The organism is Neorhizobium alkalisoli (genome assembly GCF_002968635.1).
Classification (GTDB): Bacteria; Pseudomonadota; Alphaproteobacteria; order Rhizobiales; family Rhizobiaceae; genus Neorhizobium; species Neorhizobium alkalisoli.
Genome location: NZ_PVBN01000008.1, coordinates 186616 through 206344, shown reverse-complemented (window position 1 = coordinate 206344; position 19729 = coordinate 186616). Strand labels below are relative to the sequence as shown.

Genomic DNA, 19729 nt, shown 5'->3' with positions numbered 1-19729 from the left:
TATCGTGGCGGCGGTGCCCAGACAGCCGTTCGTTTTCATGAGCACATCGCCGGAACCTTGTGAGACCGGCCGCGGCTTCAAGGAGCGCCGGTCCTGCTCGCCAGACCCGGCTCGGACCGCACTCCCGGCGGTGCTGGTGCGGGTAGAGAGACTTGAACTCCCACGCCTTGCGGCACCAGAACCTAAATCTGGCGTGTCTACCAATTTCACCATACCCGCGCCCCACCGCGTCGAAAATCCTCGTGGCCTGAGGCCTTCCGGAGCGCGCGTCTCTATATCACCCGTTTCAGCGCGCGCAAAGGGAAAATGACGGTTTTTTGGCACTTCCGCAAAAGCCCGGAAAACATGCTCCCGGCGGCCTGCCATCCGGCCGTCGCGGATGCTTAACTTTTTATTAAATTCTAATGTGTAGATTGGAATCAACTGGAATGAAGGCATGCGGGGATTGCATGTCATCCATTCCCATATTGCACTGCACAATGAGCGTACGGCTTCGTAATATGCAGACACAGAGATTGATTGGAACGTTCTCCAGTCTCTCTGGTTCGGACGGCTTGGCAACCGTTTCGGAATGAAAGGTGCCCTCGGGATCTGATCCCGTGACAGAAATTCGGGCGACGCACTCCTCCTCCCAGCGTGAGCCCGATGGGACTGGCGATCCTCCTCCTCCCAAATCGCCGGTCGTTACAAATGACGCCCACCGGATCTCCTCCCCCGGTGGGCGTTATTTTTTTGCACCGCAAAGGACAATTTTCCGGAGAGCCGTGCAAAAATGCCCATTGTTTACCCACCCCGCGCATTGGTTAATCGTTTCGTAATGCGCTGGCTGCATAGGTGGCATACCGAATAGGCGCTGTTACTTTTTGCAACGCAACATATATTAGTGGTCATGAGATTGAAGTCAGCGCCGAAGGGGCTGCTGGCAAGGGCCTTGAAAGGGACAAGATCATGAACATCGCACAGAAGCTCACCAGCTGGCGCAAGTACCGCGAAACCGTCAACGAGCTCGGCCGCATGAGCGACCGTGAACTCAACGACCTCGGCATCGGCCGCGCAGACATCCGCCGCGTTGCACGGACTGCAGTCGGCTTCTAAGCCGACCAAGCCCGGTACCACCGACTTTTAAAAGCGCCTCCCTCCGGGGAGGCGCTTTTCTTTTATTTTCAGCCCTTTGCATTCCGTGCCGGATTTTCAGGCTCAGCTGTAAAATTCATCAACCTCATGCACATTTGCATGGCAGTCGCATATTTTTTGCACTGCACTTTCTTATTATGCGGTTGTATAAGACTGACATCGCTGATGACGACAGAGCATCAGGACAAATCTTGAGGAAACGACCATGAACCCGATCCGCATCGCTAAGAACTGGATCAGCTACCGCCGCACGATGAACGAGCTTGGCAACCTTTCCAACCAGGCGCTCAACGACATCGGTCTGACCCGTTACGATATCCGTAACATCGCATCGCGCTCCTTCCGCTAAGCCGCCCAGCAAGCCGGATTTGCGCCGCGCGACGCCGCAGCGGCGAAAAGCCAACGGCATGCCAGGCAGAACATCCAAGGACGTATCAAAGGCACCTGATCAGGTGCCTTTTTGATTCCGCCCCATTTTTGATTTGGGTTAGGCAAACGTCATGATATTGAGCCGGCCATGACCAACAATTCCCTTTCTCCCATCCATGTCATCGGCGGCGGCCTCGCCGGATCGGAAGCCTCCTGGCAAATCGCTCAGGCTGGCGTGCCGGTGATTCTCCATGAAATGCGCGGCGTGCGCGGCACCGACGCCCACAAGACCGATGGTCTGGCCGAACTCGTATGCTCCAATTCCTTCCGCTCCGACGATGCGACAGCCAATGCGGTCGGCGTCATCCACGCGGAAATGCGGCTTGCCAATTCCTTGATCATCGCCTCGGCCGACAGGAACCAGGTACCTGCGGGCGGCGCGCTCGCCGTCGACCGTGACGGCTTTTCCGAAGCGGTTACCGAGGCGATCGAAAGGCATCCGCTGATCACCGTGGTTCGCGAGGAAATCCAGGGGCTGCCGCCGAAGGAATGGGATCTGGCGATCATCGCCACCGGCCCCCTCACCTCATCGGCACTCGCGACCGCCATTCAGGCGGAGACCGGCGAAGATTCGCTCGCCTTTTTCGATGCCATCGCGCCGATCGTCCATCGCGATTCGATCGACATGGACATCTGCTGGTACCAGTCGCGTTACGACAAGGTCGGCCCGGGCGGCACAGGCAAGGACTATATCAACTGCCCCTTGGATGAAGCGCAGTATAATGCCTTCGTCGACGCGCTCATCGCCGGCGATACGGTCGGCTTCAAGGAATGGGAAGGCACACCTTACTTCGACGGCTGTCTGCCGATCGAGGTAATGGCGGAGCGCGGCCGGGAGACGCTGCGTCATGGACCGATGAAGCCGATGGGGCTGACCAATGCCCACAATCCGACCGTGAAGGCCTATGCCGTCGTGCAGCTTCGCCAGGACAACGCGCTCGGCACGCTCTACAACATGGTGGGTTTCCAGACGAAGCTCAAATATGGCGCGCAGGCGGAGATTTTCCGGATGATTCCGGGCCTGCAGAATGCGGAATTTGCACGCCTCGGAGGCCTGCACCGCAACACCTATATCCACTCGCCCGTGCTCTTGGACAAGACGCTGACTCTCAAAAGCAGGGCGGGTCTGCGTTTCGCGGGTCAGATCACCGGCTGCGAAGGATATGTGGAAAGTGCCGCAATCGGCCTTCTGGCAGGTCGTTTCGCCGCCGCCGAGCGCAAGGGTGAGCCACTGGTCAGCCCGCCGGCAACGACCGCCTTCGGTTCGCTGCTCGGCCATATCACCGGCGGCCATCTGGTTTCGGAAGACGAACCGGGAAAACGCTCCTTCCAGCCGATGAACGTCAATTTCGGATTGTTTCCGGAGCTGGAGCCCGGCTCGATCGTCAAACCGGAAGGCGTCAAGCGTTTTCGCGGCAAGGACAAGACGGTGATGAAACGGCAGTTGCTGGCGGCTCGTGCCTTGCAGGACTGCTCTAATTGGCTCGATCGGGACTGACGCTTCCGCCGGAGGCGTCAGGTTCAGCGGGCGCTTCCGACGTTTCGTCGGCTCCGCGATCGGGAATATTGACATAGTTGTCGAGCAGCCAGAGCGAGACTTCAGCCGCCTCTTTTTCCGAAGAGAAGACGAAGGTTCCGTTCTGTGTCGGCGCGTCGAGGAATTCGACACTGAATCCCTTCGCGTTCGGCAGCGGAAAGACACGCACCCGGCCGGGAGCGATCAAGTGGCAGGCGTAGTGGCTGCGGCGGCTGCGCATAAAGCCGGCTTTGCTGCCGTACAGCCGGACGAAGATCGCCTCAGCATCGGCGGTTACGTGCAAGCTACGGATCGCCTCGTTCGGAAAGGCGCGACCGAATTCCAGGATGGCAAGGCCGGTATCGTGACGGTTGCCCTCCTGATCCTTGCCGATCAGACGGGTCACGTAGTAGGCGAGCGCCATCAAGAGCACGAAGATGATCAACCAGACAATGACGGGACTCACGCCGCTTCTCCTTTGATGCGCCTGCCTATGCCTTGGCCGCTTTAAACGACGAGCCTTGTGCGAATTTGGCGTCCGTTCAAAACCGGCGGTTGATACCTGCCTTCAGCAATCTGATTTGGCGCCGCCATTGCGGCGATTGCAGGGAGAGGTCGAGCGCAGCGGGCCCGGCTCGCGCCGCGCGGCGCAAGACAGGTTCGGCAAGCGCCACCGGCAGAAAGGCCGGGAAGACGGGGGCTGGCACCCGGCCGGCTTTCCGCGCCTTGGCAAGATGCTCGAGGCCAAGGCCGGCAAAGGCATCGATCGCTGCGGAAATACGCGGCTTGTCCTCGCCGCGTAGGAAAGCGTCTCGATCAAGCCCGGTAGCAGCCAAAATGTCGAGCGGCAGATAGAGTTGATGGCGTTGCCTGTGAACCGGCATCAGCAGCAGGAAGCCGGCGATCGCCTGCGCCACGCCCGCATGGCCTGCCGCTTCGGCGGATCGGGCGGCGTCCTCGGCGGAGAGGATCAGGCTCGCAAGCTGGATCAGCGCCGAGGCCGTTTCACCAGCATATCCCTCGAGCGCGTTCCGGTCGGTAATCGGGTCGTCATAGAGGTCGAATATCCGTGCCTCGACCATGTCGACGAGCGTCTGCCGAGGCAGACGATGGATCTCTATGGCGGCGATCAGGCCCGCGGCGATGGGGTTTCCGCCGCTGTCGCCATGCGCATTGCCTTCGAGAAGGTCACGCCACCATTGCAGGCGGATTTCTCCCGGCATTGGTTCGCGCACCACATCGCGCACGCGGGCAATCTCGGCGTTGAAGGCATAGAGCGCGGCAAGCGCGCCGCGCTTGTCCACCGGCGAGAGGAGGCAGGCAAGGTAACGATCGCGGTCCGTATCCCGCAGCGTCGAGAGACACAGGTCGCCGGTCTCTTTTGGAAAATCACTCATATCAGACTGCAATCAAGGCGGCCGCCACGGCGCGCGATTCGGCCAGCATGATATTGAAGGTCCGGACCGCCGCGCCCGTGCTCATCGGATCGGAAGCAATGCTCTTCGCTTTGAGGGCGGCCTTCAAATCGGCGGGAAGCGGTTTCAGGTTCGCACCCGTACCGACAAGCACCACTTCGATACCTTCCGCTTCCGCCAACACCCTGGCGAAGGCCTCGACGGTCAGCGGATCGCCTTCCTGCAGATCCCAGCCGTGAATGCCGGACGGAAGGCAGAGCAAGGAGCCGCGATGCGACATGTCGGCAAAACGGAAACCACCGTTGCCATAGGCGTCGATCGGAGCGCGACCGGGAAAATGGGCTTCGCGGATTTCGATGCCTTTCGCCATGGCGCGCACATACCTTAAAAAGTTTCGGGCCGGACAATCCGGCCCTTCCGATTTCTACAGCTCGCCTCGGGCGCGCCAGCCTCAATCAGGCTTCGGTCTTCACCGGCTCGCCCTTGACCCGGACTTCCGCGATATAGGCCCGCATGGCACGGATCTTCACGCCTTCCGCGATTTCAACTTCGACTTCGGAATCGTCGATGACCTTGCTCACCTTGCCGGTGATGCCGCCGCCGAGGACGACCTGATCACCGCGCCGGATCGACGACAGCGTCTCCTGACGCTTCTTCTGAGCGGCACGCTGCGGGCGGATCAGAAAGAAATACCAGACCACCATCAAAGGGGCGAAAAGGAACAGCATTTCAAGGCCGGAGCCAAATGCGGAGGCTCCGGGTGCGGCGCCTTCGGCCTGGGCGAACGCTTCGGTAATGAACATCGAGAACTCCTAAGATTACCGGAGACCCTAGCCCCCGTTACAAGCCGCCGGAATATAGTTGTGATGGGCGGGAATGCAACAGAAACAGGTTGTGAACAGTACCGAATCCACTACTCGCAGCCTTTTGACGCATCAACTGCCATGATACCGCAGCAACCAGAGCATCGAAGCCGTCTGAACGAGCGGAGGAATACGATGAGCGACGACATCAATACCCTGATCCTGACCGAAGTTCGCAGGCTCGCGGATGCCCTTGAGCGGCTCGCCGGGCCGGCGCCGGCAATCAACGATTGGAACGCCGCCGACTGCTTCGTCTGGGTGCCGACCAACCGGCGTCTTTCGCCCGTGCCGCGCCCGAACCGCGTCGCCCTGAAGCTGATCCGCGGCGTCGATCACGTCCGCGACATCCTGCATGAAAACACCCAACGCTTTGCCGAGGGATTTCCAGCCAACAACGTGCTGCTCTGGGGCGCACGCGGCATGGGCAAATCCTCCCTCGTCAAGGCCGTTCACGAGGATGTCCGCTCGACGGCCGGCGTCTCCCTCAAGCTCGTCGAGGTGCATCGGGAGGACATTTCCTCGTTGCCCGATCTCCTGGACATTCTGAAAGCATCCGACCATCGGGTCATCATCTTCTGTGACGACCTTTCCTTCGATCACGACGACACGGCCTATAAGTCGCTGAAAGCCGCACTCGACGGCGGAATCGAGGGACGTCCCGACAATGTGCTCTTCTACGCGACTTCAAACCGACGCCACCTGCTGCCGCGCAACATGATCGAGAACGAGCAGTCGACGGCCATCAATCCCTCCGAGGCCGTCGAAGAAAAGGTGTCGCTCTCCGACCGCTTCGGCCTGTGGCTCGGCTTCCATAAATGCAGCCAGGACGATTATCTGACGATGATCGACGGCTATGCCGACCATTTCGACCTTGGCCTGGATCGTGGACTATTGCACGCGCAAGCGCTCGAATGGGCAACGACGCGCGGTGGGCGCTCCGGGCGGGTCGCATGGCAATACATCCAGGATCTCGCCGGCCGGCTGCGCAAGCCGATCAACCGCGACTGAAAACCAGCCCCGTTAAAGCACCGCTCTCGATGAACAATCGCCTAAACGCAGAAAAGCCCGGCAATGCCGGGCTTTTCCGCCGTCCCCTTGAAACGCACTACATTATTCAAGGAAGGTAATCGGGTTGACCGGGGTCGCGTCCTTTCGGACCTCGAAATGGACCTGCGGGCGCTTGGCGTCGCCGCTCATGCCGGAGGCGGCGAGCGTCTGGCCGCGGGTAATCTTCTGGCCGCGCGTCACGTTGATGTTGCCCGCATGACCGTAAACGGTGACCTTACCGTCATCGTGGCGCACGAGAACCGTGTTGCCGAGCTGTTTCAGGCCGTTGCCGGCATAGATCACCACGCCGTTTTCGGCAGCCTTGATCGGCGTACCTTCCGGGACCGAGATATCGATGCCGTCATTGCGGTTTCCGTCGACATTCTGGCCGTAACCGGCGACGACGGCGCCATTCACCGGCCAGCGATACTTGCTGATGCCCGTGGACTGCGGTGCAGCGGCGGCAACGTCCGACTTCTTCTCGACATCGGAGACCGACGCGGTTTCAACGGGAGCCTTGGCGGCCGGTGCCGAAGCAGGCGTTGCCGGCTGCGCGGCAGCGGGCGCTGCAGCTACGGCAGGCTTCGGCGAGGCGGCTGGTTCTTCAGCCGGCTGCTGGGGAATGGATGCCGTCTTGACCGGATCGGCGACTGGGGCTGCGGAGCCTTTGGCGACCTTCAGCGTCTGACCCACGCGGATACCGCCGGCGGAGAGTTCGTTGGCCGCCTTGAGCTGGTCGACGGAGGTACCGGTTTCTCTGGCGATCTTGGTAAGCGTGTCGCCCGGCTTGACCGTATAGGTACCGCCCATCGGCTTGCCGCCCGGCGGCGTGAGCTTGGCAGGTTCTGCAAGCACCTTGTCTCGAGCCTGCGACGGAAGCACGGCCACCTTCTGCTCCGGCTGCTGGGCCGGCGCAGGCGCCTTGTTCTGAATGTCGATGTCGCCGGCGGCGACCTTGGCCGAATTGCGCGCCGGTCCGAAGGTCGGGATCACGACGCTCTGGCCGGGCGCCACCGCTCCGCCATTGGCCTTCAGGATTTCCTTTTCCGGTACGCCATAACGCTTGGAGAGCGTCGCCACCGTCTCGCCGGGCTTCAACGTCACTTTCGGCGCATTGACCGTAGACCAGCCGGACATCGGCTTTACGGTACCGGTCGTCAGGCTGTCGGCCTTGGCTGACGCAGCGGCCGGGGCCGCAAGCTTGGGCGTGGCCTGGCCGTTCGGGAATGGCTGCGCAAGGGCCTGCTGGCGATTGACCGGATCACGCGCTGCGGGCGCCGAGCTCGGAGCAGAACCGCCTGGAGCTGCAAGCTCGGAACGCTGAACGGCGACCGGGGCGGAAGCTGCACGGGCGGGCGAAGAATAACCGCCTGAACTTGCCGGATAAGGCTGATTCACGGCCGCGCTCCGCGAGCCGTAGTCGCTTTGCGGAACCGGAGGCAGAGCCTGTCCACCGGCAAGGTCGGCGCGCGGCGTCGGCGCCTGACCGTAAGCTCCACCACCCTGACGCTGAGGGATTGATGCCGTGGTAATATTGTCGGACTTGGAGAAGAGGCCCGAGAAGCGCGTCGCATCCGAGCTGCACCCCGTCGCCACACTGGCGAGGAGCCCCGCCACGGCGAACTTAGCAACTGACTTACCGAATTTCGGAGAACTCTTATGACGCATGACTCGACCTACAGATACGCAACCATCGTGTGAGTCATTAAAGCGCGTTAGTCTTACCGCCCGGTTAAGGCGGCGACCTTGCATCGATTTTTTTGTCAAATTGATAACCATGACCGCCGAAGGCGATCCGGGCCATGGAACAACAGACAGCTCGCGCCCTTCAGAGAGCCGCGGCCACGTGCGGAATGATCGGCAGATACGGCGCCGTGAACAGATCCTCCCGCTCGAATCGGCTGCCCGTCTTGGTAAGGCGCGTCATCATGCAGGTCTCTTCATCGATCATCAGCGGCGCCACCATCGAGCCGCCATGGGTAAGCTGCTCGGCATAAAAGCGCGGCAGCGAGGGAAACGCGGCCGTCACGAAGATGCGATCGAAAGTGCCCTCGCCCGGCATGCCGTTGCTGCCGTCGGCCTGGCGCACGACGACATTTCGCAGATCCAGGGCATCCATGCGCTCCTGCGCGGCGGCGACCAAAGTGCGGTAACGCTCGACGCTCAGAACCCGCTCCGCGATGCGGCCCATGACCGCTGCGGTAAAACCGCTGCCCGTGCCGATTTCGAGCACCCGGTGGCCAGGCTTGACCTGCAGGCGATGCAGAAGCCTGACGGCGAGATCGGCGCCTTCCATGAAGGATCCGCAGTCAATCGGGACGGTGCGGCTGGAATAGGCGTCGTCCGCCAGGGGCGCCGGCACGAATTGCGAACGTGGCGTCTGCTCGACGGCCGTCAGAAGATCGAGGTCGGAAATTCCTTCCGACCTGAGACGCAGCACCAGCGCCGCGAAACCTTCCTTTTCGACCATCCCCGATTTCAATCGGTCGCTCCAAATCCCAATGCCTTGGCCACACGATCCTGAACCGAATGATCGGTCAGGTCCAGCTTAAGCGGCGTCACAGAGATCTTGTTTTCCTTGAGGGCCTGAATATCGGTGCCGTCGCGGAAATGGCCCTTCCGCTCGCCGAAACGCAGCCAGTAATAAGGCAGGCCTCGGCCGTCGTTGCGGGCGTCGATCGTCAGGCCGAAATCGAGCTTGCCCTGGGACGTCACCTCGACGCCCTGGACATCCTTCGGTTCGCAATTCGGGAAATTCAGGTTGAGGAACGTGCCGTCCGGCAGTTCCACGTCGCTCAGCTTCCGGATCAGGTCCGGCGCAAAGGACTCCGCTACCTCCCATGGTGCGAAGCGACCGTTATCACGGCGCACGGCCTGGCTCAGAGCAAAGGAACGCACACCCTGGAGCGTGCCTTCGATCGCGCCGGCGATGGTTCCCGAATAGGTCACGTCGTCGGCCATGTTGGCGCCGTCGTTAACGCCGGAAAGCACGAGGTCCGGTTTTTCCGGCAGGATCTCGCGGATGCCCATGATGACGCAATCGGTCGGCGTGCCGCGCAAGGCAAAGTGCTTCTCGCCGATCTTGCGGAGACGCAACGGCTCGGAAAGCGTCAGCGAATGGGCAAGGCCACTCTGATCGGTTTCCGGTGCGACGATCCAGACATCGTCGGAAAGCTGTCTCGCAATGCGCTCCAGTACCGCAAGACCTTCCGCATGGATGCCGTCGTCATTGGTCAACAGGATACGCATCAGCCGACCCGCTCGATCTTCGTGATGCCGCCCATGTAAGGCAGGAGGGCGTCCGGAACGGTGACGGAACCGTCTTCATTGAGGTAGTTCTCCATAACCGCGATCAGGCAACGCCCGACGGCAACGCCGGAACCGTTCAGCGTGTGCACGAACTTGAGGTTCTTGTCGTCCTTGACCCGATAGCGGGCGTTCATCCGCCGGCCCTGGAAATCGCCGCAGACGGAGCAGGAAGAGATTTCGCGATAGGTATCCTGGCCCGGCAGCCAGACCTCGATATCGTAGGTCTTGCGCGAACCGAAACCCATGTCGCCGGTGCAAAGCGTCATCGTGCGGAAATGCAGTCCGAGCCGCTTCAGGACATTCTCTGCGCATTCCGTCATCCGTTCATGCTCGGCGATCGAGCTGTCGGCATCGGTGATCGACACCAGCTCGCATTTCCAGAACTGATGCTGGCGCAGCATGCCGCGCGTGTCGCGGCCGGCCGAACCCGCCTCCGAGCGGAACGACGGCGTCAGTGCGGTGAAGCGGAGGGGCAGCTTTTCCTGCTCCAGCGTCTCCCCCGACACCAGGTTGGTGAGCGTCACTTCGGCGGTCGGAATGAGCCAGCGACCATCGGTCGTCCTGAACAGATCCTCGGCAAATTTCGGCAGCTGCCCGGTCCCATACATGGCCTCGTCACGCACCATCAGCGGCGATGAAACCTCCGTATAGCCATGCTCGGTCGTGTGCATGTCGAGCATGAATTGGCCGAGCGCGCGCTCCAGCCTGGCGAGCTGACCCGTGAGGACCGTGAAGCGTGAACCGGAAAGCTTGGCTGCACGTTCGAAATCCATGTAGCCGAGCGCTTCTCCGATCTCGAAATGCTCCTTGGCGGCGTGGTTCCAGCGCGGTTTCTCGCCGACCACGTGCTTCACGACGTTATCGTGCTCGTCCTTGCCGACCGGCACGTCATCGAACGGAATGTTGGGGACGCGCGACAAAGCATCGTCGAGTGCGGCAACGGCCTCCCGCTCCTCCTGTTCGGCGGCGGGCATCGTGTCCTTGATCTGGGCGACTTCGGCCTTCAGCTTCTCGGCAAGCTCGGAATTCTTCTGTCCGAGCGCCATCCCGATCTCCTTGGAGGCGGCATTGCGGCGGGACTGCATGTCCTGCAGCTTCTGGATGACAGAACGGCGCTTGTCGTCGAGCGCCAGAAGCGTTGCCGCCATGGGCTCTGCTCCGCGCTTCTTCAGCGCTTCGTCCAGAGCCGCCTCGTTTTCCCGGATCCACTTGATATCGAGCATCGTTCCTTGCCTTTGAAGCGTGATGCCGCCAACTCGCAAGCAGGACCGGGAGGCTAAGCCTTTTCCGTCTCCGCAACGTCCGAAGAGGCTTGCTCAGCAAGGGCTTGGTCAGCACGTTTGCGCTCGACGAGTCGTGCGGCGTAGATGGAAATCTCGTAGAGAAGGATGGTTGGCAGCGCAAGACCGATCTGAGACATCGGGTCCGGTGGCGTGAGCACGGCGGCAACCACAAAGGCGAGGACGATCGCGAATTTGCGCTTTTCCCGGAGCCACTGGCTGGTCAGCAGCCCGACACGCGCGAGCAGCGTCGTGACGACCGGAAGCTGGAAAACCAGGCCGAAGGACAGGACCAGCGTCATGATCAGGCTCAGATACTCAGACACCCGCGGCAGCAGCGAGATGGCGACATCACCCTCCCCTGGCGCCTGCTGCATGGCGAGGAAGAACCACATGACCATCGGCGTAAAGAAGAAATAAACCAGCGCGCCGCCCATCAAGAAAAGGATCGGGGACGCGACGAGGAACGGCAGAAAGGCCGCCCGCTCGTTCTTGTAGAGCCCGGGCGCCACGAACTTGTAAAGCTGCGAGGCGATAACCGGAAATGCGATCACCAATGCGCCGAACATTGCCACCTTCACCTGGGTGAAGAAGAACTCCTGCGGTGCAGTATAGATCAGTTCGGACTTCGCCAGATCGAGTCCCGCCCACACGACCGCCCATTTGTACGGGACGACAAGCAGGTTGAAGAGCTGCTTGGCGAAGAAGAAGCAGGCCACGAAAGCGACGAAAAACGCCCCGATCGACCACATCAATCGGGTGCGCAGCTCCATCAGATGCTCGATGAGCGGCTGCGGTTTGTCCTGATAGTCACCGCTCATGCGTCACCCTTCGGCGTATCGGTCTTCTTCGTCGCGCGCTTGCGAGTCGGCGCTTTGATGGCAATCTCCTCGACAGCCTGCGGGGCCGGCCTTGCAGCGCGGCTGCGCGGCGGCTTTGGAGCCGCGACTTCCGTGGTTGCCGGTTCAGCCGCAGCAGGCTTGGCCTTGGCGGTATTCCTGCGGGACGGCTTCGGCTTTTCGGCCGGAGCTTCGGTGGTCGCAACCGCCGGCTGGACAGGCGCCGAGGCTGGCGCAGAGATCGGCGGCGCGGTCGACGGCAGGGTCATGGACGGTGCCGGAAAACTTGCCGCGGTTTCCGCTTCGGCTGCCGGCTCGCCGGTCGCTACGCCCTCTACCGCCTGCCGAGCCTCGATGTCGGTCGGAACAGCAGCAGGCGTCGCCACATGGGTCGTCTTCTGCAGGTCGGCCCTGATCTCCTCGCCCATCTGCCGCAGCGGATTGATGGCATCCCGTAGTGCGTTGGTCGGGTTCAGCCGTTGTGCATCGGAGATCGTCTTGCGGACGTCGTCAAGTTCCGATTCGCGCAATGCCTCGTCGAATTGCGTTCGAAAATCACCCGCCATCTTGCGCAAATTAGCCGTCATCTTGCCAAACGCCCTCAGCATGGGCGGCAAGTCCTTGGGACCTACGACGACGATAAGAACGATCGCAATGACAAGTAGCTCGGTCCAGCCGATATCAAGCATGCTAATGAGGCTCCTGGAGCCCGGTCACCGTTATCAGGACCGGGTCGTTTCCTTGGCCTCGTCCGGCTTGTGATCGACCGTCTTTGCAGTCGTCGTACCATTTGCTTCGGAAGCATCGTCGTCGGTGATGCCCTTCTTGAAGCTCTTGATGCCTTTTGCGACGTCGCCCATCAATTCCGGAATCTTGCCGCGTCCGAAGAGAACGAGCACGATGACCAGAACGATCAGCCAGTGCCACACACTAAAAGAACCCATAGTCTACTCCATAAGAAACGTATTATCGATGTAAGCTCTTTATGGTGCTTTTTCAAACACCAAAATGTCTCGGGGGGCGACCGTTACAACGACATCGTTTACCCCCGGCGCAAGCCGTCCGGCGCGAACCCGGGCGCGGATCGGATCGTCTGCTCCGGCAACCGCGAGAGTGAGCAACTCCACGACGCCGAGGAACCTGCGCGACAGGATACGGGCCTCGATAGCGCCCCCTTCAGCGGCAACATCGACGTCGGACAGTCTTACCGCTACGGAGACCGTACTGCCTTCAGCCAACCCTTCTGCCGGCGCAGTCCCTAGCGGCGTCTCCACCGCGCCATTCCTCACGATACCCGACAACTCGTTGATTTCCGAGAAGAAAGCTGCCGCAAACAAGCTGCAAGGGCTGCTGTAGAGATCAGCCGGCGCGCCCAGTTGCACAAGACATCCGTCCTTCAGAAGCGCAATCCGGTCTGCCATCCGCATCGCCTCCTCGGCATCATGCGTGACAACGATCGCTGTTGCGCGGCTCTCCTTCAGGATCGTCAAAGTGTCAGTCCGGATGGTATCCTTTAACCTGGAATCGAGGCCGGAAAAGGGCTCGTCCATAAGAAGGACGCCCGGCCGCGGAGCGAGCGCACGCGCCAGCGCGACGCGCTGCTGCTCCCCGCCCGAGAGAGCGTGGGGATATTTTGTCGCATGATGCCACAAGCCGACACGCTCCAATGCCGCTCCGGCTTCCGCGACTGCCTCTTTCGCGGACAGCGCCGTCAATCCGAAGCGGACGTTTTCCAGCACAGTCATATGCGGAAAGAGCGCGAAGTCCTGGAACATCAGCCCGACGCCACGTTTTTCCGGAGGCAGAAAATCTTGAGGGCCGGCCATTTCCCGGCCATCGATGACGATCCGGCCATGGCTTTGCGCTTCCAAACCGGCGGCAATCCGCAGCAAGGTCGTCTTGCCCGAACCGGACGGCCCAAGCAGGCACAGGACTTCGCCGGGCTCGGCCGCAAGCGAGATGCCCCGAATCGTTTCCTTACCATGGTAGGAATGCCGGATGTCCTCGAAGGCCAGGCGGGAGGCGAACGTAACGCCGGTCTTTCGTCTGGTCTCCCCGCTGGCCGCCTGAATAGTCATGACAATGCCCGTTCGCACCCGCAGTCCGGGCTGTTTTTACAGTTCGACGCTATTCGTCCGCTTCTCCGCCGGGTGTCAAGAGTCCAAGCTCCTCGAGATCGAGTTGCGTGATCGGATCTTCATCCTCGGCGAGATCGTCGACATTCTGCGGGATCGGTATGGCAAAGCCCGGCGGGATCCGGCCGGAGAGAAGTCCCGCTCCCTTCAATTCTTCGAGACCCGGCAGGTCGCGCAGCTCCTCCAGGCCGAAATGGTCGAGGAATTCCACCGTCGTGCCGAGCGTCACCGGGCGCCCCGGCGTCCGGCGGCGACCGCGGAAACGCACCCAGCCGGCTTCCATCAACACGTCGAGCGTGCCCTTGGACGTCTGAACGCCGCGGATCTCCTCGATCTCGGCGCGTGTGACGGGCTGGTGATAGGCGATGATGGCAAGCACTTCGAGCGCCGCCCGCGATAGTTTCTTCGCCTCGTTCTCATCCTTGCGGATGACGAAGGAGAGGTCTGCTGCCGTGCGGAAGGCCCAACGTTCGCCGGTCCTGATGAGATTGACGCCACGGGGCGCATAGACCTCCATCAGCCGGCGCATCACCGCGCCGACATCCGTGCCGCGCGGCAGGCGTTCGGAAAGAAAGGCTTCTGAAACCGGCTCGGCAGAGGCAAAGACCAACGCTTCCGCTATCCGCTCGACCTCGATCAGCGACATCCGCTCGATTTCGCCTTCTTCGGCTTCCAGCATCGGCAAATCGTCATCCTGGTCGGGCGTCAATCGACCTCTCCCGCGACGGCTTGCAGCACGGGCTTCATCGTCCCCGACAGTTGCCCTTTGCGCAGGTAGATCGGCTGAAACGCTCCGTCCTGGCGCATTTCAAGCTTGCCCTCGCGCACCAGTTCCAGCGAGGCGGCAAAGGCGCTCGCAGTTGCAGTAATCCGGTCCTCCGGCGGCAGATAGGGCAACAGATAGTGCTGGAGTGCTGTCCAGTCGGCGATTTCGCCAAGCATCCGGGTCAACAGGTTGCGGGCATCGGCCAGCGACCAGACCTTGCGCTTCTCGATCGTCACCTGCGTGACGGCGCCGCGTTGCCGCAGATTGGCGTAGGCCGAGAGCAGGTCGTAGAGCGAGGCATCATAGGCAGACTGCACGCGATGCGGAATATGCTCCGGCGCCCCGCGGGCAAATACGTCGCGCCCCAGCCGGTTGCGATTGACGAGCCGCGTCGCCGCTTCCCGCATCGCCTCCAGCCGCTTCAGGCGGAAAGCGAGTGTTGCAGCCATCTCCTCGCCGCTCGGACCGTCATCGCCCCGTGCCTGCTGCGGTATCAGGAGCTTGGATTTCAGATATGCCAGCCAGGCCGCCATCACGAGGTAATCGGCCGCCAGCTCTATGCGCACCCGCCTGGCACTCTCGACGAACTGGAGATATTGCTCTGCCAGCGCCAGCACGGAAATGCGGGCCAGATCGACCTTCTGATTGCGGGCGAGATGTAGCAGCAGGTCGAGCGGACCTTCAAACCCGCCGACATCGATCACCAGGGCCGGATCGTCCGCAGCCCGTTCCGGCTCCTGCCACAACTTGTCCATCGGAATGGCATTCTGCGATGTCGTCACGGCCATTCCTCAACCTCACCCTGTCCGTCGCCGTCAGGAGACGGCAAGCAGCCCATGAAACTCGGCACGCAGAGCCGATTCGTCAGCCCCGTCACCTGGCCCGAAGGCTCTCTCGACCGCTTCGGCGCGCCTGAGCGCCTCGCCGGCGAGCGGGATCGCCTCCTTCACCACGGCCTTCATTTCTTCCATGACGCCGTTGCAATGCAAGACAATATCGCAGCCGCCCCCAACGATTCTGGCCGCACGCTCTCCGATCGTACCCTTCAGGGCGTTCATCGAGGTGTCGTCTGACATCAGAAGGCCGTCGAAGCCGATATGGCCGCGGATGATTTCCTCGATCACCTTTCGGGAAATGGTCGCCGGCTCATCCGGATCGATCGCCGTAAAGACTATATGGGCGCTCATCGCCATCAGCTCGTCCTTGAGGGCGATGAAGGGCTGGAAATCGTGCGCTTCGAGCTCGGCCCGGGAGGCGGCGACGACCGGCAACTCATGGTGGGAATCCGCCATGCCGCGCCCATGGCCCGGGATATGCTTCATGACCGGCAGCACACCACCGGCCTTCAGCCCCGCGGCGGCAGCCCGGCCCATGTCTGACACGGTCTTCGGATCGAAGCCATAGGCGCGATCGCCGATCACGTTGCTCGCACCCTCGATCGGCACATCGAGTACCGGCAGGCAGTCTACGTTGATGCCGAGCTTGATGAGGTCGAAAGCGTGCAGACGCGACATCAGCCACGCGGCACGCAGTCCCTGGTCCCGGTCCCGTCTGTAGAGTTCACCGAGAGCGGCGGCAGACGGATAACGCTCGATCATCGGCGGGCGGATGCGCTGCACGCGTCCACCCTCCTGATCGATCAGCACGGGCGCATCGGGCCGCCCGACGGCATCGCGCATGGCTGCAACGAGATCGGAAATCTGCGACGGCTCAAGGCAGTTGCGCGCAAAGAGGATGAAGCCCCAAGGACGTTCATTCCTATAAAGCGCGATCTCGTCGGCAGTGAGGTTCGGGCCACTGGAGCCCAGGATCATGGCTTTTGATTCGGTCATGGTGCGATCTTAGTTGATGGAAGCCGAAACGAAAAACGGGGCGCCATGCGCCCCGCCTTGCCATTCATTGCCGTTACCTACCTGGCGACCAGGCAGCTGCCTCCGGCAGCACGATATTTTTCGCAGAGCGCCACTGCATCGCTCTTGCCGCCCGCGGGGATGCGGACGCGATAGAACGTGCCCTTGCCGGCAACTTCCGCCGCCTTGATGTCGACGCCACGGCCGCCGATCACGCTGCCGAATTTCGCCGACAGGCTCTGATAGGATTTCTGGGCTTCGGCTTGCGACGGCAGCGAGGCGATCTGGATCACGTAACCACCTTCGCCAACCGGTGCCGCCTGGGCAGGCGCCGAGGCAACCTGTTGGGACGCAGCAGGCTGGCCAGGGGCGCGGACATTGCCCTGGTCGGTGACCGCCGCAACCACGTTGACCGGTTGTTCCGCCGGACGAGCCCTCGGAACCGGTGCCTTGATCGCCGGAGCCGACGCCTCAACTGGAGTCTCGACGGGGGGCACGGCAGACGGTGCAATCGCCGGGGTGGCAGCCGGCGCAGCGGCCGGCGTTACCGGAGCCGGCTTGGCAGCGTTCACCGGCTCGGGCGCAGGCGGAGCGGCAACGGGCTGAGTTTGAACGGGTGTCGCTGGAGCCGAAACCGGAGGATGTGCAGGAACGGCGGCGACCTCCACCGGCTTTGCGCCGGCTGCCGGTAGCTTTTCGGTGGTCTCCGGGGCGGCAAGCGCAGGAGCAGGAACTTCCTGCTCGACAAGTTTGCCGTCGGGCCGCACGATCATCGTCTTGACCTTGCGCGGCATGATGGTCACCGGCGGCTGCTCGGCCGCAGCGGTCTGCTGAGGTTCATCCTGCGGCAGCAGGCGCGCATCCTTGGTGTCAGCCACCTCTGTCGGCTCAATCTCGTCTTCACCTTCAAGCGGCAGCGAATCGGGCATCAGGGTCTTCTGGACCACATCGACCGGTTCCTCGCTGGAGGAGATCAAGGTCGGCTGCTTCGGATCCTGAGCCGAAACGCCTGCAACACGGTCATAGACCGCCTTGTCCTGGTTCGGAACCGTCTTGCCGCCCGGGTTCGCCGGGGCGACCTTTATCGGGTCCATGTCAGCGGCAATGACGACCGGCTCGCCGCTCGCGACGTTACCGGGCACGCTGCTGCCCAACCATGCATAGATACCGGCGCCGCCGAGAATAACGACACCAACCATGGCCAGCGGGACAGCCCAGCGACTGACCGCGGAGCGACGCGCATTTTCCACGGTCGCCAGATAATCGGCCTCGCCATAGTGCAGTTCTTCGTGTTCGGCCGCCATCAACGGAGCCGTAAGGCTACGGCGGAAATCCTCTTCCAGCGCCCGCTCGAAGTCGTCGAGGTCGGAATAGCTTGGCGGCTGGCTCGCCTGGGCAGGACGATTGGCCGTCGCCGGCGCCAGGGAAGCAATATCGATTTCCGGCTTACGCGCGGGCGTCGGCTGCGCCTTTTCCGGCGTCATCAGAAGCGTCGCCAATTCAGCGTCGATATCGAGATCGTAGTCCGGACGATAAGCCGGCGTCTGCTCCGGCTCTTCAGCCGGCAGTGACGGTACATCGAGCTCGGCTATCGCCTCGACATGGTCTTCGGCATCGGCAATCTGGGCGGGATCGAAGGGGAGCTCGGCGACAAGATCCGCCTCCTCCACCACCTCTGCTTCCACCACCGGCGTTGCCGCAGCAGACGGTGTGGCACGCGCCACCGGAATTTCCGGCTTGTATGGCGCGGTCTCTATTTCCAGAGCGGTTCGAACCGTTTGTTCATATTGTTTTTCGGTATCTTCAACGACCAGCTCGGCAAGATCGAGTTCAAGATCATCGAGCGCGATCTCGAATTCGTCGTCGGAGAAGGGATCGAACTCGTCGACCGCCGCATCCTCGGCGGCCCGTGCCTCTACAGCCGGCGCAACGGCGACTGGGGCAACGGCAACCGGTGCGACCGCTTCCGCAACAGGCTTCGCGACAGGCGTTGAGGCAATAGCTGCTGTCTCCTCGACAACGGGAGGCGACACCGGCTTCTCGCCGTTAGCGGCAAACGAATACCGCTGAACGTCGTAAATCAGCTCGTCAAGTTCGGAAAACCGGTCCTTCGATGCCGACTGAACCGCGGCCGGAGATGTTGCGGCAGCCGAAGGTTCGACCGAAACCGTAGGAAGAGGCTCAGCCACCTCGGCAGCGGAAGCCGGGGCTTCAGCCACCTCGAATTTTGCCGTCTGAGCAGCCGCGACCGGCACATCGTGGACGGGTGTTGTGGCGCCCAGAATCGGAAGATCCTCGAGCACCGGCAGGTCCAGGGCTTCTTCTGCCGGTTCGGGTGCCGGAGACTGAGGACGCGGAACTGGCTCGGCTGCACGCGCGACGTTGAAATTCGCAAGCGGCATGCGGAAACCCGGAACGTAGCCGGTCTTCGCTTTCGGCTCCGGCTTTACTTCCGGCTCGCCTTCAACGGCGGATTCGGCGCCGATCGAGCTCTCCAGCTCGGCAGCAAGATCGAATTCATCATCGAACTGATCGGCGGTCTCGTCAGCCGCGTACGCTTGCTGCACTTCCGAAACGGCCGCTACAGCCGGCAGGTCGGGCAGATCGAATACCGGTTCGACGCGATCGTCGTCCGAAACCTCGGCAGCAACAGGTTCGGGGGCGGACACATCAAGATAGCTCTCGGCGTAGCTTTTGGCCGGGAACGAAGGCTCCTCGTCGCGGACCGAGAACGTTTCACCACTTAAGGCATCGTGATCGTCCGGCAGCAAAGCCGGAGAAAATTCCGCCGTGTCGATGACATCGTCGATTTCCGGACCGAAATCCGGCTCGGCAAACGAAGCCGCGACAGGAGCGGCATGCGGCACGTCGTCGATGCTGATGTCATGAATCGGGTCAAGACGCGGCGCGTCGTAGCGCTCGAACTCCTGCAGGAGTTCGTCCTCCAGATTAAACGCAGGTTCGCGACCAGGCGAATAAGCATCGTCGGCCAACGGCGCCGCCGATTTAGTGATGGGCCGATCTTCATAACCTACAATGCGGGCGAGTTCTGCCAGCGGGTCATCATCGGCAAAGAAATCCGGCAAATCATTCCGGCTACGCGCAAGATTGTTGTCTGCCATTAACTCGTCCACTCACCTACATTA

Annotated in this window: 20 protein-coding genes and 1 tRNA gene; 4 read left to right on the top strand and 17 right to left on the bottom strand. The window is 61.8% G+C overall.

Going from position 1 to position 19729, the window contains the following annotated elements; translation table 11 throughout:
* Positions 1-134: 134 nt before the first annotated feature.
* Positions 135-219, bottom strand: a tRNA-Leu gene (locus C5L13_RS18535).
* A gap of 729 nt (positions 220-948) precedes the next feature.
* Between C5L13_RS18535 and C5L13_RS18530 the strand changes: the two genes are divergently transcribed.
* The 3 genes from C5L13_RS18530 to trmFO all read left to right on the top strand — a co-directional run bounded on the left by C5L13_RS18530 (position 949) and on the right by trmFO (position 3061).
* A complete protein-coding gene (locus C5L13_RS18530) occupies positions 949-1095 on the top strand; it encodes a DUF1127 domain-containing protein (RefSeq protein WP_105384741.1) in 147 nt (48 codons plus the stop codon).
* 244 nt (positions 1096-1339) lie between these two features.
* Entirely contained in the window at positions 1340-1483 is a 144-nt protein-coding gene (locus tag C5L13_RS18525; protein ID WP_105372447.1) for a DUF1127 domain-containing protein, read from the top strand.
* Between the two features lie 168 nt (positions 1484-1651).
* Positions 1652-3061 carry a methylenetetrahydrofolate--tRNA-(uracil(54)-C(5))-methyltransferase (FADH(2)-oxidizing) TrmFO gene (gene trmFO, locus C5L13_RS18520; RefSeq protein ID WP_105384740.1) on the top strand — a complete coding sequence of 470 codons (1410 nt, stop codon included), beginning with the start codon at positions 1652-1654 and terminating at the stop codon, positions 3059-3061.
* Here trmFO and C5L13_RS18515 read toward each other — a convergent pair.
* From C5L13_RS18515 to yajC, 4 genes are all read right to left on the bottom strand, one after another.
* On the bottom strand, positions 3039-3545 hold the full coding sequence (locus tag C5L13_RS18515; RefSeq protein WP_407070444.1) for a hypothetical protein: 507 nt from the start codon (positions 3543-3545) through the stop codon (positions 3039-3041). The genes trmFO and C5L13_RS18515 overlap by 23 nt on opposite strands.
* A gap of 76 nt (positions 3546-3621) precedes the next feature.
* Positions 3622-4476 carry a phytoene/squalene synthase family protein gene (locus C5L13_RS18510; protein WP_105384739.1) on the bottom strand — a complete coding sequence of 285 codons (855 nt, stop codon included), beginning with the start codon at positions 4474-4476 and terminating at the stop codon, positions 3622-3624.
* A gap of 1 nt (position 4477) precedes the next feature.
* A complete protein-coding gene (locus tag C5L13_RS18505) occupies positions 4478-4864 on the bottom strand; it encodes an Mth938-like domain-containing protein (protein ID WP_105384738.1) in 387 nt (128 codons plus the stop codon).
* 85 nt (positions 4865-4949) lie between these two features.
* Positions 4950-5297, bottom strand: coding sequence for a preprotein translocase subunit YajC (yajC, locus tag C5L13_RS18500; RefSeq protein ID WP_105384737.1), 348 nt, complete (start codon positions 5295-5297; stop codon positions 4950-4952).
* 195 nt (positions 5298-5492) lie between these two features.
* Here yajC and C5L13_RS18495 point away from each other — a divergent pair, with 195 nt between their 5' ends.
* On the top strand, positions 5493-6365 hold the full coding sequence (locus C5L13_RS18495) for an ATP-binding protein (RefSeq protein ID WP_105384736.1): 873 nt from the start codon (positions 5493-5495) through the stop codon (positions 6363-6365).
* A 102-nt stretch (positions 6366-6467) separates the two neighbouring features.
* On the opposite strand, the gene C5L13_RS18490 is transcribed toward C5L13_RS18495, so the two are convergent.
* The 12 genes from C5L13_RS18490 to C5L13_RS18435 form a co-directional block, all read right to left on the bottom strand.
* The gene (locus C5L13_RS18490; RefSeq protein ID WP_105384735.1) at positions 6468-8072 is read right to left on the bottom strand and encodes a LysM peptidoglycan-binding domain-containing M23 family metallopeptidase; all 1605 of its coding nucleotides are present in this window, start codon (positions 8070-8072) and stop codon (positions 6468-6470) included.
* Positions 8073-8232: 160 nt separating this feature from the next.
* Positions 8233-8874, bottom strand: coding sequence for a protein-L-isoaspartate(D-aspartate) O-methyltransferase (locus tag C5L13_RS18485; RefSeq protein ID WP_407070443.1), 642 nt, complete (start codon positions 8872-8874; stop codon positions 8233-8235).
* 8 nt (positions 8875-8882) lie between these two features.
* Positions 8883-9653 carry a 5'/3'-nucleotidase SurE gene (surE, locus tag C5L13_RS18480; RefSeq protein WP_105384733.1) on the bottom strand — a complete coding sequence of 257 codons (771 nt, stop codon included), beginning with the start codon at positions 9651-9653 and terminating at the stop codon, positions 8883-8885.
* Positions 9653-10936, bottom strand: a complete 1284-nt coding sequence (serS, locus tag C5L13_RS18475) for a serine--tRNA ligase (protein WP_105384732.1) — start codon at positions 10934-10936, stop codon at positions 9653-9655. Before serS ends, surE begins: the two co-directional genes overlap by 1 nt.
* Before the next feature lie 53 nt (positions 10937-10989).
* On the bottom strand, positions 10990-11814 hold the full coding sequence (tatC, locus tag C5L13_RS18470; RefSeq protein WP_105384731.1) for a twin-arginine translocase subunit TatC: 825 nt from the start codon (positions 11812-11814) through the stop codon (positions 10990-10992).
* Positions 11811-12521 (bottom strand): Sec-independent protein translocase protein TatB, encoded by a 711-nt coding sequence (tatB, locus tag C5L13_RS18465; RefSeq protein ID WP_105384730.1) that lies wholly within the window; start codon positions 12519-12521, stop codon positions 11811-11813. Before tatB ends, tatC begins: the two co-directional genes overlap by 4 nt.
* A 33-nt stretch (positions 12522-12554) precedes the next feature.
* A complete protein-coding gene (locus tag C5L13_RS18460) occupies positions 12555-12776 on the bottom strand; it encodes a twin-arginine translocase TatA/TatE family subunit (protein ID WP_105384729.1) in 222 nt (73 codons plus the stop codon).
* Between the two features lie 39 nt (positions 12777-12815).
* Positions 12816-13910: an ABC transporter ATP-binding protein gene (locus C5L13_RS18455; protein WP_105384728.1), complete on the bottom strand. Its 1095-nt coding sequence runs from the start codon at positions 13908-13910 to the stop codon at positions 12816-12818.
* Between the two features lie 49 nt (positions 13911-13959).
* Positions 13960-14646 (bottom strand): SMC-Scp complex subunit ScpB, encoded by a 687-nt coding sequence (gene scpB / locus C5L13_RS18450; RefSeq protein ID WP_105384812.1) that lies wholly within the window; start codon positions 14644-14646, stop codon positions 13960-13962.
* A 26-nt stretch (positions 14647-14672) separates the two neighbouring features.
* The gene (locus C5L13_RS18445) at positions 14673-15521 is read right to left on the bottom strand and encodes a segregation and condensation protein A (protein ID WP_105384727.1); all 849 of its coding nucleotides are present in this window, start codon (positions 15519-15521) and stop codon (positions 14673-14675) included.
* 27 nt (positions 15522-15548) lie between these two features.
* A complete protein-coding gene (nagZ, locus tag C5L13_RS18440; protein ID WP_105384726.1) occupies positions 15549-16565 on the bottom strand; it encodes a beta-N-acetylhexosaminidase in 1017 nt (338 codons plus the stop codon).
* 77 nt (positions 16566-16642) lie between these two features.
* Entirely contained in the window at positions 16643-19705 is a 3063-nt protein-coding gene (locus C5L13_RS18435; RefSeq protein WP_105384725.1) for an SPOR domain-containing protein, read from the bottom strand.
* Positions 19706-19729: the final 24 nt, after the last annotated feature.